14 protein-coding genes are annotated in these 14149 nt (G+C 61.2%); 9 read left to right on the top strand and 5 right to left on the bottom strand.

Features of this window, described 5'->3' with window-relative positions; genetic code table 11:
- Positions 1 to 44: 44 nt before the first annotated feature.
- The 5 genes from DV706_RS03805 to DV706_RS03785 all read right to left on the bottom strand — a co-directional run bounded on the left by DV706_RS03805 (position 45) and on the right by DV706_RS03785 (position 4354).
- Positions 45 to 1157 (bottom strand): glycosyltransferase, encoded by a 1113-nt coding sequence (locus tag DV706_RS03805; protein ID WP_049889829.1) that lies wholly within the window; start codon positions 1155 to 1157, stop codon positions 45 to 47.
- Positions 1158 to 1421: 264 nt separating this feature from the next.
- The gene (locus DV706_RS03800; protein WP_136350795.1) at positions 1422 to 2396 is read right to left on the bottom strand and encodes a TackOD1 domain-containing metal-binding protein; all 975 of its coding nucleotides are present in this window, start codon (positions 2394 to 2396) and stop codon (positions 1422 to 1424) included.
- A 152-nt stretch (positions 2397 to 2548) separates the two neighbouring features.
- Positions 2549 to 3034, bottom strand: coding sequence for a hypothetical protein (locus tag DV706_RS03795; protein ID WP_006066466.1), 486 nt, complete (start codon positions 3032 to 3034; stop codon positions 2549 to 2551).
- 45 nt (positions 3035 to 3079) lie between these two features.
- Positions 3080 to 3466: a hypothetical protein gene (locus DV706_RS03790; protein ID WP_006066467.1), complete on the bottom strand. Its 387-nt coding sequence runs from the start codon at positions 3464 to 3466 to the stop codon at positions 3080 to 3082.
- A gap of 30 nt (positions 3467 to 3496) precedes the next feature.
- A complete protein-coding gene (locus DV706_RS03785) occupies positions 3497 to 4354 on the bottom strand; it encodes a GNAT family N-acetyltransferase (protein ID WP_049889830.1) in 858 nt (285 codons plus the stop codon).
- Between the two features lie 260 nt (positions 4355 to 4614).
- Here DV706_RS03785 and DV706_RS03780 point away from each other — a divergent pair, with 260 nt between their 5' ends.
- The 9 genes from DV706_RS03780 to DV706_RS03740 all read left to right on the top strand — a co-directional run bounded on the left by DV706_RS03780 (position 4615) and on the right by DV706_RS03740 (position 14145).
- Complete coding sequence (locus DV706_RS03780; protein ID WP_006066469.1) at positions 4615 to 5097, top strand: (2Fe-2S)-binding protein; 483 nt, start codon at positions 4615 to 4617, stop codon at positions 5095 to 5097.
- Positions 5090 to 7462, top strand: coding sequence for a xanthine dehydrogenase family protein molybdopterin-binding subunit (locus DV706_RS03775; RefSeq protein WP_006066470.1), 2373 nt, complete (start codon positions 5090 to 5092; stop codon positions 7460 to 7462). The genes DV706_RS03780 and DV706_RS03775 overlap by 8 nt, the downstream gene beginning before the upstream one ends.
- Positions 7462 to 8328 carry an FAD binding domain-containing protein gene (locus tag DV706_RS03770; RefSeq protein ID WP_006066471.1) on the top strand — a complete coding sequence of 289 codons (867 nt, stop codon included), beginning with the start codon at positions 7462 to 7464 and terminating at the stop codon, positions 8326 to 8328. Before DV706_RS03775 ends, DV706_RS03770 begins: the two co-directional genes overlap by 1 nt.
- Before the next feature lie 1207 nt (positions 8329 to 9535).
- Complete coding sequence (locus tag DV706_RS03765; protein WP_006066472.1) at positions 9536 to 10000, top strand: response regulator; 465 nt, start codon at positions 9536 to 9538, stop codon at positions 9998 to 10000.
- Positions 9997 to 11679 (top strand): bacterio-opsin activator domain-containing protein, encoded by a 1683-nt coding sequence (locus tag DV706_RS03760; protein WP_006066473.1) that lies wholly within the window; start codon positions 9997 to 9999, stop codon positions 11677 to 11679. The genes DV706_RS03765 and DV706_RS03760 overlap by 4 nt, the downstream gene beginning before the upstream one ends.
- Positions 11680 to 11825: 146 nt before the next feature.
- Positions 11826 to 12485, top strand: coding sequence for a nitrous oxide reductase accessory protein NosL (locus tag DV706_RS03755; protein WP_006066474.1), 660 nt, complete (start codon positions 11826 to 11828; stop codon positions 12483 to 12485).
- Between the two features lie 30 nt (positions 12486 to 12515).
- The gene (locus tag DV706_RS03750) at positions 12516 to 12941 is read left to right on the top strand and encodes a DUF7471 family protein (protein ID WP_006066475.1); all 426 of its coding nucleotides are present in this window, start codon (positions 12516 to 12518) and stop codon (positions 12939 to 12941) included.
- A 92-nt stretch (positions 12942 to 13033) separates the two neighbouring features.
- On the top strand, positions 13034 to 13297 hold the full coding sequence (locus DV706_RS03745) for a hypothetical protein (protein ID WP_006066476.1): 264 nt from the start codon (positions 13034 to 13036) through the stop codon (positions 13295 to 13297).
- Positions 13294 to 14145, top strand: coding sequence for a sulfite exporter TauE/SafE family protein (locus DV706_RS03740; RefSeq protein WP_006066477.1), 852 nt, complete (start codon positions 13294 to 13296; stop codon positions 14143 to 14145). Before DV706_RS03745 ends, DV706_RS03740 begins: the two co-directional genes overlap by 4 nt.
- Positions 14146 to 14149 lie beyond the last annotated feature (4 nt).

Here is a 14149-nt window from a genome sequence, read left to right as displayed (position 1 = left end):
CCGACCAGTCCAGTGCCGCTCGAGGACGTGATGGCGACCGACGTTCAGTTTCCACGAACGTCGTCGTAGAGATCCCCTAACTGCTCGAGAGAGTGCTCGACCGAGAGCATCTGGCGCCGCCTGCGACAGAGATCCGAGAGCCGGTCGTGTTCGGCGAGCGTCCGACGGATCGCCCACCGGAACGACTCGAGGTCGCCGGGCTCGTACCGGTAGCCGGTTTCGCCGTCGATGACGCTGTCAGTCAGCGCGCCCGCATCGACGGCGACAACTGGCGTGGCACACGCCGTCGCCTCGAGTGCGACCAGTCCCTGCGTTTCGACCGGACTCGGGAAGACGAAGACGTCGAGGGTCGAATAAAACGCCGGCAACTCCTCGCGGTCGAGAAAGCCGAGAAACCGAACGTCGGCGTCGACCGTTCTGGCATATACTTCCAGAGACGCTCTGGCAGGGCCATCGCCAGCGAGAACGAGCGTGTAGTCGGTGGCGTCGACGGCGTCGATCGCTTCCTCGAGGTTCTTCTCGGGTCCATGGCGGCCGGTGTATCCGAGCACTGGCCCCTCGGGTAACTCGTAGGCGTCACAGAACGCTGCTGGATCGACCGGCCGAAACATCGTCGTGTCGATGCCGTTTGAGACGACGGTGACATCGACAGCCGGTTGAATGGCTGTCAGCAGGCGGCGTCTGGCAAACGCCGTCGGCGCGACGACGTGGTCGACTCGCTCGAGAAACGCTCGCTCGTAGGCCCGGTGGGTTCGTTTGCAGACGTCCACCAGCGGTGGGGGGACGTGCTGATCGACGCGGTCGTCGAGCAACGTGTGATACGAGGCGACGACGGGCACGTCACGCTGTCGAGCGAAGCGAATGCCTGCAGCGCCGACGGTGTACGGTGTGTGTACGTGGACGATTTCGGGCGTCTCGAGTCCGCTGGGGACCGCTGGCAGTCCGAGTCGATATCGAGGATACAGCGGCGCGCCGACGCTTGGCACGTCGTACTCGCCGTCTCTGGGTTCGTAGCCCCCCATCTCGGGGAAAACGACGTCCATCGAACCGTGGTGACGGGACCACCGGTCGCGCCAGAGTGCGACCGTGTACGTCACGCCGTTGACTGTCGGGAGATACAGATCAGTGAACGCAGTGACGGTCTGAGTCCCGGTCATCGATGGCGATCCACTGTCAGCGCCCAAATTGGTTGTGGAACCGAGAGATACTGCCTCGAGTGTCGCCACGTTGGGGACGAGCGCACAGTTGTAGCCAGCGAAACAGTCTGTACGTGCTGCGTTCGACACCACGCCTGGTCGATAGAAACAGCTGTGTACAACGGACGCTGGTCCGTGAAGAGCCAGGTGGCGATCCAGTCTCGACGCGGTAGGATCCTGATACACACCGTGTTCGGGCTGGCGCTCCGAACGGCGTCGCCGGGATCAACGCTTGGCGGTCGAGAACAGCGAATCAAACCAGCCCCCCACGAGATTGGACGCCCGCGATCGGCTACTCATCTCGAACTCGCCGGAAAGCGTTCCATCGGACGCAGCAACGACCGTGATCTCTTCTCTGTCAACCAACTCAGCAACGCGGTCGTCTCCGGCGTCGTCTGACAGGAGCAGTATTGGCTGGGCGTCGACTTCACGTGCTGCCTCAACGAGCCGTTGGACGTCCTCGATGGGTGGTGAGTCATGAACGCCAGCAACGATTCGATAATCGAAGAGTTCGTCGACCGCGTACACGTGAACCGGCAGTTCGCCACCTGCCGACGTCGGAATCGTCGTCTCAACGCTCGTTTCGTACCCTCGTTCTTCGAAGGCCGCGACGAGCAACTGGCGTCTTTCGACTTGTGTTGCGATCCACTGGTTTCCGAACGTGGTCAACGGGTAGCGATACGCAGGCTCTTCGTGGACCTCGGCTGGCGGCGACACCTGTTCGCAGTCAGGACACCACAGTCTGTGTGTTGGGGAGTCGAACCACTCAGTACAGTCGTGACACCGATACCGCCGATCGTTCTCGAGTTCGGTGGCCGACACGTCTTCCGCACAGTCAGAACAGTACAGTTTCTCATCCGTCTCTTCCGGAGTCGTCTCAGCAGTTGTCGCTGTCTTCTGCTCGAGCGGTGTGTCACAACTCGGATGAACGGCTGTCGACTCCTGTGTCGTGCGAACTGATTCGCAGTTCGGACAGCCGGTGCTGTACCGCATCCCCGTGCGAGAACAGTCCGGGCAGCGGTACAGCTTGTACTTGACTTCCGATGCCAGTATCCCGCGGTCGGTCATTGTCTCGAGGAAGTCGACCGGCTCCCCGTCCTGCTTGTCGAGCGCCTGCTCGACGCGTGGGTATGTGATCTCCCCTGTCTCATCGACTGGGGGTTCGAACGCGTTGTGTTCTCCGTCCGTGAGGGTGCTCAAAGCTCGGAGTTTGCCTGGCGAGACCATAGTGAACGTTGTTCTTTGGGTCAGACTTCCCAGACCGGCTTTAGTATAATCTGCTTTATCTGACAAGATGTGGAAGCGTTACAACAGCGAGCGTGACACACAACTGCAGTAGCAAAACAGACGTATCAGTCCAACCTATCGATCCGGAACGAGACGTCGTGTTCTGAGAGCAGTGCTCGCATTCGCTTGACGCCGCCGTGGGTGTCCCAGCCTTCGGAGGTATAATGTTTGTACGGGTGGCGTAGCCACGAGTACTCTCGATGAGCGAACACGTCGACTGCATCGGTGTCAGTGACAAACAGCGCGACATGGAGTTGCCAGGTCGCAAACGGCGACGGCCGCCGTACCCAACTCCCGGCTGACTGCCGGCCGTCCCGGTGGATCTTCAGCGAGGCAATCGGCTCAGGCGCGAACGACATCGTCTCGAGATCGGATCGAAACTGGCCGAGACCGTACTGGATCGTGCCGACGTACTCGTCAGGATGTTGGAGACACTGTGCAAAGCCCCCGAACGGTTCTTTGATGCGATGAACTGTTGGAAGGACGCGACGGCGTACACGCGTCGTCAGGTCGATCGCGTGTGCATCGTCGCGGTCGTCAGTCGAAGCCACGATATCTGTATCGAGTCCGAGCGCAAAACCGTTGTGGTCGGGCTGCTACAGGTCCCGCATCCGGATTCCGTCTTCGACCAGTCGTGCGTTTCGCTCCCGATCGAGATGCGCTCCGAGGTCGTCGTGGGCGTGGAGTTGGGCGATCACGTCGGCGTACAGTGTCCGCCACGCGATGGCGTAGATCGGCGACTGTCCCCACGCTCGCAGTTCCGGCACCAGCTCGTCGTAGGTGTCGTGGCGCTGTTCGAAGCGATCGATCGCCTCGAGCACGCGGGCCGCAGCTTCCCGGTCGTCGTCGGCGTCGTCGATCGCTCGATTCAACCGCTGTTCCCAGCCAGCGACTGCCTCTTGCATGTCCGCGCCAGCGGTTTCGTCGTCGGCTGGCAGTCGCTCGAGCACCGGTTTCGGCACGCCGAGTGAGATTTCGTCCATATCTCGAGTATGTGTCCGATTGTCAAGAAACTACGGCCACGTCGCGAGCATGATTTCGTCGACGAACTCGTCGCCGATCCGGTACTGGGCTTCGTGTTCGCCCTCGCGGTGCCAGCCGTTGGCTTCGAGAAACTCGATCGCGCCGTCGTTCGTTGCCGGGACGTTCTGGTACACCTTCCGGTAACCGGCGTTTTTGGCCCACTCGAGGCCGTACTCGAGGAGGTGTGAGCCGATTCCGTTGTGGCGAACGTCGGACGCGACGCCGACGGTGAGTTCTGCGGTGTGAGACAGCGACGGAAGTTCGTTGACATCGATGTGGAGCCAGCCCACGACGCGTGACCCGCTTTCGGCGTCGGTTGTGGCGGCCGCTTGCCGTGGATCGTCGCTATCGGCCTCGGTCTCCGGCTCGAAAACGGCGACAAAAAAGATTCGCGATCGGTTCTCGTTGGCCCGAACTAGCGCCGAGTCGCGCTCGAGTTGGGTCGCGACGTTTTCGGCGACGATGTATGTGCCCTCGGCTGCGACCTCGTGCATCGTGTCGATGACACCGTGTCGGTCTTCTTCCCGTGCCGCCCTGATCGTCACTGTCCCGTCCTCGAGTTCGACGGTTTTCGGCGTCGTCGAGAGCGCAACCCGGTACTTTCCGTCGGCTTCAGTGAGATAGCCCTGTGTCTCGAGCGCCTCGAGACAGGACTCGAGGTCGTCCATCGAGGGACAGATCGATTCGGTGTACGACCCCGATCGGGCGGGCTTCGAGTGGGATGGCTCCGACTCGAGGCGGATCGATCGCGCCAGTTCGTCGGGTTCGACGGCCCCGTGTTGCTCGATGTATTCGTAGACCGCTCGCTGGATCTCCGTGTCGAAGGACAACGTCGGGTGAACGCTCATACGGGCCCCACCGCCGACGAACGTCATTAGTATGCACGCTGTATCAGCAAGCAGGGGAGTGGACACGGCTCGAAGAGTCGGCCACCGCGATATCGGCATACTGTCTACAACGGCCAGAAACCGGCTAACGACGCCGCTAGCAGGTCTTCTGACACGAATCTTTTTACTCGATGACAGCATTGGGATGTGTAGACACACAACATGTTAGTAGCCACTGGCGTTTTGATCGCCGAGTTCCGCATTTGTGGAGGGATATATCGATGACTGAACACGAGATCACGCTCTCTGTAAACGGAACTGACCACGAGTTGGCTGTCGAGTCGCGAACGCTGCTCGTCACTGCACTCCGAGAAGAGCTTGGGTACACCGGCGCAAATGTCGGCTGTGAGACCGCCCGCTGTGGCGCGTGTACCGTCCGTGTCGACGGCGAGGCGATCAAATCCTGTATGCGCTTTGCCGTCCAATCGGACGGGGCGGAGATCGAAACCGTCGAAGGACTCGCCGAAAACGGCGACCTTGCGCCGTTACAAGAGCAGTTTCAGGAGAACCACGGCCTCCAGTGTGGCTTCTGTACGCCCGGGATGTTGATGACGGCGGATACGTATCTGAAAGACGCCGACGATCCTTCTCGGGAGGAGATCCGCGAGGCGATCGAGGGCAATCTCTGTCGGTGTACCGGCTATCACAACATCGTCGACGCGATCGAAGCGACACTCGAGCAGCGAGAGGCAAGCCATGAGTGAGAGCGACCACCCAGCGGAAAAGCGCGTCTTCGGCGAGGCAATCGAGCGCGACGAAGACGTCCCGTTGCTGACGGGCGAGGCGACCTACACCGACGACGTTCAGCTCCAGGGGACGGCGCATCTGGCGATTCGCCGGTCCGATCACGCACACGCCCGCATTCTCGAGATCGATACGAGCGCGGCCGAAGCGATGGACGACGTCGTCGCGGTCTACACCGGCGCAGACGTCGAGGATAGTGGCGTTCCCAACACTATCCCGACGGCCTGGATGTTACCCGGGCTCGTCACGCCGCAGTATCGCATGCTCGCCGTGGACAAAGTCCGACACGAGGGCGACGGGATCGCCGCGGTGGTCGCCGAAACACCACAGGCGGCCCGCGACGCACTCGCGGCCATCGAAGTCGAGTACGAGGAGCTGGAACACGTCACGGACCCAGTCGAGTCGGTCGAGCGCGACGTGCCACCGGTCCACGAGGAGGCCGAGGATAACGTCGCCTTCGACTTCGAACTCGGCGATGCGGACGCCGTGGATGAGGCTTTTGCCGACGCCGACCGGGTCGCGAGCGTCGACCTCCGCCAGCCGCGGCTCATTCCGAACGCGATGGAGCCGCGGACGGCGCTTGCCGACTGGGATGTCGCGACCGAGAAACTACGCCTCTGGATGACGAGCCAGAACCCCCATCTGCACCGGATGCTGCTGTCGGCCGGCACGCTTGGGATTCCGGAGAACAAAATTCAGGTAATCGCCCCCGAGGTCGGCGGCGGCTTCGGGAGCAAGATCTACCACTACCCCGACGAGGCCGTCACGGCCTGGTGTTCGATGCAACTCGGTCGACCAGTGAAATGGAAGGCCAGCCGGATGGAAGGCTACGTCACCGACTGCCACGGGCGCGATCACACGACAAGCGCCGAAATCGCCGTCGATGACGATGGTTCCGTCCGCGGGATTCGTGTCGAAACCCACGCCGGACTCGGGGCACAGCTCTCGCAGTTCGCCACCGCCACGCCGTCGTATCTGTACTCGACGATCCTCTCCGGCGAGTACGCGATCCCGGCCATCTACTGTCGGGTCATCGGTGCGTTCACCAACACGACGCCGGTCGACGCCTATCGCGGGGCCGGCCGCTCGGAGGGGATCTACGTGATCGAACGACTCATGGACGTCGCCGCGCGGGAACTCGAGATGGATCCCGCCGAACTTCGGCGGACGAACCTCGTATCGCCCGACGAGTTCCCCTACGAGACCGCTGCGGCCGTCATCTACGACAGCGGCGAGTACGAACGGGCGATGGACAAGGCACTCGAGCACGTCGGCTACGACGACCTCCGGGACCGACAGGCCGAACTCCGCGAGGAAGGGCGCTATCTCGGTATCGGCGTCGCCAACTTCGTCGAATCGGCCGGCCTCTCGCCGTCGGGACTCGCCGGCGACCTCGGTGCGCAGGCTGGCGGCTGGGAGAGTTCGATCGTGCGCTTTGACTCGACGGGAACCGTCACGGTCCTCGTTGGCACGGCCGATCAGGGACAGGGCCACCGCACGACGTTCGCCCAGATCGCCGCCGAAGAACTCGGCGTCGACGTCGACGACATCGACGTCGTCGAAGGCGACACCGATCAGATCCCACAGGGACTGGGAACCTACGGCAGCCGAAGCGCCTCCGTCGGCGGCGGGGCCATCGCCCGCGGCGCACGCGAGGTGCGCGAGAAAGCCCGCGAGATCGCCGCCCATCAACTCGAGGCCAGCGTCGACGACATCGAGTTCGACGACGGCGAGTTCCACGTCGCGGGTGCACCCGACCGCTCGTACCACATCCAGGAGATCGCCGCCGAGGCGTATCTCGGCCACGACCTCCCCGAGGAGATGGATCCCGGGCTCGAGGCGACGAACTTCTACGACCCGGAGAACTTCACGTTCCCCTTCGGCACGCACGTCGCCGTCGTCGAAATCCAACCCGAAACGGGCGAGATCGACCTCGAGCGCTACGTCGCCGTCGACGACTGTGGCGAGATCATCAACCCGATGATCGTCGAGGGGCAGGTCCACGGCGGGATCGCCCAGGGGATCGGCGCGGCGCTGTATGAGGGGGCCGCCTACGACGACGATGGCCACCTCCTGACCCGCCGCATGGACGAGTACGCCGTCCCACACTCGACGTACGTGCCGGACTTCGAGACCGACCACACGGTCACGCCCAGTCCGCACAATCCCATCGGCGTGAAAGGCGTCGGCGAGTCGGCAACCATCGCTGCCGCGCCGACCGTCGTCTCCGCCGTTGTCGACGCCCTCGAGCCGTTCGATGTCGACCACCTCGATATGCCGATCACACCAGAAGCGGTCTGGCAGGCCATGGGAGGTGAGGAGTGATGTACGCGAACGATTTCGAGTACTATCGCGCCGAAAGCGTCGACGAGGCCGTCGACCTCCTCGCTGACCACGAGGGGGCCGAACTGCTCGCCGGCTCACACGGGTTGCTCCCCCGGATGCGGACCGGGGAGGAGGACCCGTCGGTGCTCGTCGACATCAACGCAGTCGACGGGCTCTCGAGTATCGAGCGCACCGACGGCGACCTCTCGGTGGGGGCGCTCGTGACCCACGCGGAACTCGCCGAATCGGATCTCGTTCGGGAACACGCCGCGGCGCTTGCCGACGCCGCGGGCGAGGTGGGTGACATTCAGGTCCGAAACGGGGGCAGTATCGGCGGTAACCTCGCCCACGGCGACGCCCGAACCGACCACCCCGCCGCCGTCCTTGCACTCGGGGGCTCGCTCGCGGTGACGGGTCCCGACGGCGACCGATCGATCGACGCCGACGACCTCTTTACCGGCCACTTCGAGACCGCCGTTGGCGACCACGAGATCGTGACAGCGCTTCGGATTCCGATCGAGGGTGACTCCTCGAGTGCGTATCACAAACACCGCAACCCCCTTTCGGGCTACCCGCTGATTGGGGTTGGAGCGTGGACACACACCGACGGCAAGACGATCGAGCGCGTTCGTGTCGCTGCCACGGGCAATCTCGCCTACCCCAGACGGCTGTCCGCTGTCGAGGAGGCGCTCGAGGGCGAATCACTCGAGGCGGACACGATCACGGCTGCGGCAGAACAGGCAACGTTGCTCGATGATGATGAGTTCCGACCGGACGTACAGGCGTCGCCGGCCTACTGTCGCCACCTGCTGTCGGTCCACACCGAACGCAGCCTTCGGGACGTCCTCGACGTCGACGGGGAGTAACGGCACCGAACAACAGAAGCGCGTCACTCGCGGGCGTTTTCGATTGCTGCTCCGTGGAACGGATACTGCCAGCGGTGTCACTGCACGGCTGCTCTCATAGCGGCTGTGCGATGAGTGTTTGCGAACAGTGGACCCACCATTTCATATCGCTGTATAGAGTTTACGAAGTAGTGATAGTCGGTCGTACCGATATAAACACTATCTCGAGAACTTGCCGGGGAGACGGTCGCTGTGCCGACACTGTGTCTCCTCACACTGGCTAACTACCTGTTCGTCGCTGTTGACTGATCTGGGCTGCTGTCCGGCAGGTTCAGCGCGACTGCAAGCCGTCCTGCGAGGCCACCGGAAGATCGGGACAGCAAACCGTCTGAGACGTTGGGTCAAGTACCAGCAGTTGTGTGCTCCAACTCGACACGGACCGTCTCATCGAGTTGGCATCGAAGCGGAGACTGGGTATCGCTCGAGAACGGGTTGTGACTCACTGACATCGGAACGGCACGCGAGAGTACCCCACTGATACGGAATCTGTCCTCGAGCGCCCGCCGTCACGCTCCCGCTTGCACGGTCGTCCAGCAGCGATACGCGCGCGGCAGTTGATGACACCACTTCGGTTCAGATTGTCTGTCGCGTTCTTGCTTCGAGCGGCGTCGACGAATGCACACCCTGGACTTCGAACGGAGTTGGCAAGCGACTCTCAATGCGACCCATGGCGTCGGGACCCGTTCTCTCACCTCGAACCAGGGGGTCGGCGGCGTGATCGTCCTGTCTAGCTGATCAGTTGTCTATCAGGTTCAGCCTATAGTAGCCACTGAACGTCACTGCACACCTGATCGCATGAGGGCTGTGCGATCAGTGTGTGAATCGTTTCAGTTGTTACTATAGTTGCGTCTGAGAGTCCTAGCCGTGCATGCTCGGGGAACCGCTGGAACTCGAGCCGAAATCAGTCCGAATGGATCACTCGAGGGGAGCCGAGTCTGCGACCAGTAGTCCTGCTGTTGTCACCTGTGGGCAGATTCGCCGAGAACGACGCCCAATAAACCATATAGTACGATATAAAATCGCCCGGCGGTCCCTTCGAAATCGCATTTCGGTCGATTGGTATCGTCAGACGAACTGTTCGTTCTGAAGACGTTTCAGAATCGAACTTTGCCACTAGGTTTATCCCCACCAGTCGACTTGTGGATACCAGTTGGCGCCCTCCGAAACAATGAGTGATTCGAGACCGTTCAGGCCGGAACCAGCACAGATCCTGCTAGTCGAGGATAACCCGGGCGACGTTCGCCTGACTGAAGAAGCCTTCAAGCAGGGTCGTATCGAGAATGATCTCCACGTCGTCTCCGACGGCGATGAGGCCCTCGATTTTCTGTACCGCCGTGGTGAGTACGCCGATGCAACACGGCCAGATCTCATTCTGCTGGATCTCAACCTGCCCCGAAAAGACGGTGAAGATGTCCTCGAGGAACTGAAAGCAGATCCAGAGTTGCGATCGATCCCGGTCATCGTGCTGACGAGTTCTCGAGCGGAAGAAGACGTCGTCAGATCCTATGAACTGCATGCAAACGCCTATCTTACGAAGCCGGTTGATCCAGACGAGTTCATCGAAACCGTCCGTGCGTTCGAAAAGTTCTGGTTCTCGGTTGTTCGACTTCCACCGGAGGATGAACACACATGAGCGAAACGAATACACAGGCTGAAACGAACGGCGACACCGACAGCCTGGAGATCCTCTTGATAGAGGACAACCCTGGCGACGCACGCCTGATTCGAGAGATGCTTCGGGGAACTGAAGAGCTCGCTCAACGTGTTAGTTCGGACAGGTCGGCCGGAAACACCCCGGAGATAACGTGCCAGTCGAATCTTCAGGAAGGAGTCGAGACGCTCGAATCAGAGCCGATCGACGTCGTGTTGCTCGACCTCCATCTGCCCGACAGTGAGGGCCTCGAGACACTCGAGACGGTCCACGCAAAATGTGAGGGGGCACCGATTGTCGTCCTGACCGGGCTCCGTGACCAGCAGGTCGGTGTCAAGGCCATCCAGCGTGGTGCACAGGATTTTCTCGTCAAAGACGAGGTGACAAGCGAGTTGCTCGTGCGGACGATCCATCACGCGATCGAACGCGCTCGCCAAGAGCGCGAACGAAAGCGCCAGCGCGAGCAGCTAGAGGCCCTCAATCGTCTCAACCGGATCGGCCACGATATCACGCACGCGGTGATCACAACAGAGACACGAGCGGAGTTAGAACAGCGAGTCTGTGATCGACTCGCCGAGTCCGACGCCTACCGATTCGCGTGGATCGGCGGTGTTAATCCGGGTAGCGACCGCGTCGTACCCAGAGCAGCGGCTGGTGTCGAGGACGGCTATCTAGATTCTGTCAATATCACCGTTGACGAGGACGATGAGACTGGGCAGGGGCCGTCAGGAACGGCCATCCGAACCGGAACAGTCCAAGTTTCGAATAGTACCAAAACCGATTCAGGATTCGAGCCATGGCGCGAAGCGGCGCTCGAGCGTGACTACCATTCGTCTGCGGCGATTCCACTCATTCACGAGGATCTCATCTACGGTGTCCTCAACGTCTACTCGTCGTCACCGCGCGCGTTCGAGGGGGCGGAGACGACGATTCTCGCCCGAATTGGTGATGTGATCGCGCACGCGATCACGGCAATCGAGCGGAAAGACGCACTCGTCACCGACGCTGTCATCGAACTCGAGTTCCGCATCGAAGAGCTGGCCGAGCCGTTGATCGAGCTGTCGGAAACGAACTCGTGTACGATCGAATTCGAGCAACTGATCCGCGGAGACGAGACGTTGCTCGCCTACGGATCTGCCCAGGGCGTCGATCAAGAGGTGTTCCGCGAAACGATCGCGGACACGGATGGATTCAGCGACGTCCGATTTCTCGCTGTCAGGCGCGACGAGTTCGAGTTCGAACTCATAACACCAGCTGCCACCTCGCTGTTCGAGACGATCGCGACCCACGGCGGCCGGGTTCGGTCAGCGACGATCGACGACGGCGAGTTCCGTTTTGTCGTCGAACTCTCTCGCGGACGGGACACCCGCCAGATGATCGAACTCATCAATGAACAGCGGCCGGACGTCACGTATCTCGCCCAACGAACCAGCGAGCGAAGCGAGCGAGACGAGTCACGGTCGATGTCCGTCCTCGACGATCACCTGACCGACAAACAGCGAGCGGCTCTCGAGACAGCCTATTTTGCGGGCTACTTCGACTGGCCCCGTGAGAGTACCGGTGAGGAGATTGCCGAACGACTTGGCATCGCGCCAGCGACGTTCAACCAGCATCTCCGGACGGCCGAACGGAAATTTTTCGATTCGGTACTGGGCGAGTAGCGCCACAGTCGATTTCGAGAGCGACGATGGCTTTTACAAATACCAGCTGGTTTCCTCGCCATAACCGAGCGGTTCTGGTTTGATCATCGAATTAATTCGAGAAAAGCACCAGACGTGATTTACAATACCCCTTCGTTCAATGACGTATGGTGAATCAGCCCACACCTGCGTACAGACGACGAGCCCTCCTCAGTTCGATCGGCGTCGGAGCTACAGCCAGTTTTGCTGGCTGTCTCGGTGGTGACGATTCGGAACCCGACGATGAGAACGGCAATGGGGACGACGCCAATGGGGACGCCGACGAAAACGGAGACGATGACGCTGAATTTGAGCAGGCAGCGGATTTCCCGGACGAACGAGAGTGTGCAGTGTGTAGTATGGTCGCTGGCGAATACCCCGACTGGAACGCACAGCTAATCCACGAAGACGGACATCGAGAGTACTTTTGTTCGTCGGGTTGTCTGGCTGCCTACTACGGAGCGCCTGAGGAGTTCGGTGGTCCCGACTCCGAGATCGAGGGCGTCTGGGTTACTGATTATGAGACGGGTGAGTTGATCGATGGCACAGAGGCATACTTCGTGGAAGTGACGGATGAAGACCATGTCGACGACATCATGATGCGCAACCCGACGCCGTTTGCCGACCGCGAAGACGCCGAGGCGTTCGTCGACGAGTTCGAGGAGTACGACGACGACGACATCATCACCCTCGAGTCATTCGACAGAGAACTCGGCGAATTCTATCGAGGTCGGTTCTTCGACGACGATAGTGACGATGGTCACAACCACAGTCTGCACGCTGCATAACGCCACTCTCACCGAGTAATGGGTACTCGAATGATCTCCAAGACGATGGTGCCAGCGCTCGACGGACTGACACCAGCCGGTCTCCTCGAGGCGTGGGGTGGACTCTCAGAGACGACTGTCTCCATGCTTTCGTTCGATGACTGGCTGTCACCACACCTGGCACCAGTGCTCGTCTTGGTGATCATCCTCGCCGTCCTCGGGACGATGGTGCTTTTTCTCGTCGGCCTCTGTGGGTATCTTCGACGACGAACGCCCACGTATCTCGTGTTAACGATCGTGCTGGGTACGCTCGTGGCTCGATCAGTCGTCGGCATGGGAACTGTGCTGGGACTGGTACCGATGACCGCACACCATCTGATCGAACACGGCTTCGACGTGCTCATCGCGGCGTTGTTGCTCTCGCTGATTTTCCGGCACGGAACAGTCGGCGAGAACGCGACCGAGACCTCGAAATAAGCCACTGAGGTCGACGGCACCAGTCGTTCCGGTCGCCGCGATAGACAATTGCACCAGACGCTACTTTAGTGGGTACTCCGTAGCGCCTACCGATGACCCGACGCAGCGTTCCCGGCAGGGGGGCCACAGACGGTGTCAGGCCCGTCGCTGGCCAGCCGACGGAACTGGGTGGGACCGACGTGGGAACGACCGTGGCTCCCGGCGGGGCGTCTACACTGCATGCCTCGAGTGCTGGCAGGTGTTTCGGCCTCGAGCATCGCCTCGACGACACCGAGACGGTCGCCGCAACTGAGAGTGACGACTGCTGCGGTTCGGCGCCTGCTGCTATCGCCGCTGTTAGTGAACCCGAACGATGACCTGGCTCGCTACATTCTCGATTCTCGAGCCCGTTTTATTTCATCAGTGTTATGACCCGTCGCTCGACCCGGCAGCGATCGAGCCGGTGAGTCTCGTCGTCTTCGGGCTGATCGGCCTTCTTGGCGGGGCCCACTGTCTCGGGATGTGTGGGCCACTCGTCACGACGTACTCGGATCGGATGCGGAAACAGAACGAAGGCTCGGCACGGCGAAACCAGCTGACCCTCGGTATCGTTCGGCAACATGCACTGTTCAACCTCGGCCGGGCGGGCAGTTATGCCGTTCTCGGTGGGATCTTCGGGCTCGCCGGTTCGCTTGTCTTCGTGAACGCACGCACGGTGACGGCGGTCGTCACCGACGTTCACGCAGTCGCCGGAATCGTCGTCGGAGTGGTGATCATTGCGATGGGGCTTCATTATCTGCTCGGCCGTGGCTTGCTCGGCGGTTCGGTCACGATTCCAGGCGTCGAATCGGTTCTTACCCGGGTCCAGCAGTGGTTGGTCGCTCATGTCGACTCGTGGGTCGGTGACACCAGAATCGTCGGGCTCGGAGCGGCCCACGGGCTGTTGCCCTGCCCGCTGCTCTATCCGGCGTTTCTGTATGCGTTCGTGCAGGGATCGCCACGTGGCGGCTTTCTCGCGCTGGCCGTCCTCGGACTCGGAACCGTGCCGTCGATGTTCATCTACGGCACCCTCTTTCAGTCGCTCAGCGTCGAGACCAGAATCAAACTCCACCGCGTGCTTGGCGTTGCGTTCCTCGCACTCGGATATATTCCGCTTCAGCACGGTCTCATGACGCTCGGCGTTCACCTCCCCGCGATTCCGCTTCCCCACTACCAACCGTTCTGAGATC

It is taken from the genome of Natronorubrum bangense (assembly GCF_004799645.1).
Taxonomy (GTDB): domain Archaea; phylum Halobacteriota; class Halobacteria; order Halobacteriales; family Natrialbaceae; genus Natronorubrum; species Natronorubrum bangense.
The sequence above is the reverse complement of the archived record's forward strand: the minus strand, read 5'-3'. Positions and strand labels throughout refer to the sequence as shown.

Excerpts from the sequence above, each read along its gene's own strand:
- DV706_RS03805 (WP_049889829.1), bottom strand. The coding sequence starts at position 1,157 with ATGACCGGGACTCAGACCGTCACTGCGTTCACTGATCTGTATCTCCCG.
- DV706_RS03790 (WP_006066467.1), bottom strand. The coding sequence starts at position 3,466 with ATGGACGAAATCTCACTCGGCGTGCCGAAACCGGTGCTCGAGCGACTG.
- DV706_RS03785 (WP_049889830.1), bottom strand. The coding sequence starts at position 4,354 with ATGAGCGTTCACCCGACGTTGTCCTTCGACACGGAGATCCAGCGAGCG.
- DV706_RS03780 (WP_006066469.1), top strand. The coding sequence starts at position 4,615 with ATGACTGAACACGAGATCACGCTCTCTGTAAACGGAACTGACCACGAG.
- DV706_RS03775 (WP_006066470.1), top strand. The coding sequence starts at position 5,090 with ATGAGTGAGAGCGACCACCCAGCGGAAAAGCGCGTCTTCGGCGAGGCA.
- DV706_RS03770 (WP_006066471.1), top strand. The coding sequence starts at position 7,462 with ATGTACGCGAACGATTTCGAGTACTATCGCGCCGAAAGCGTCGACGAG.
- DV706_RS03765 (WP_006066472.1), top strand. The coding sequence starts at position 9,536 with ATGAGTGATTCGAGACCGTTCAGGCCGGAACCAGCACAGATCCTGCTA.
- DV706_RS03760 (WP_006066473.1), top strand. The coding sequence starts at position 9,997 with ATGAGCGAAACGAATACACAGGCTGAAACGAACGGCGACACCGACAGC.
- DV706_RS03755 (WP_006066474.1), top strand. The coding sequence starts at position 11,826 with ATGGTGAATCAGCCCACACCTGCGTACAGACGACGAGCCCTCCTCAGT.
- DV706_RS03750 (WP_006066475.1), top strand. The coding sequence starts at position 12,516 with ATGATCTCCAAGACGATGGTGCCAGCGCTCGACGGACTGACACCAGCC.
- DV706_RS03745 (WP_006066476.1), top strand. The coding sequence starts at position 13,034 with ATGACCCGACGCAGCGTTCCCGGCAGGGGGGCCACAGACGGTGTCAGG.
- DV706_RS03740 (WP_006066477.1), top strand. The coding sequence starts at position 13,294 with ATGACCTGGCTCGCTACATTCTCGATTCTCGAGCCCGTTTTATTTCAT.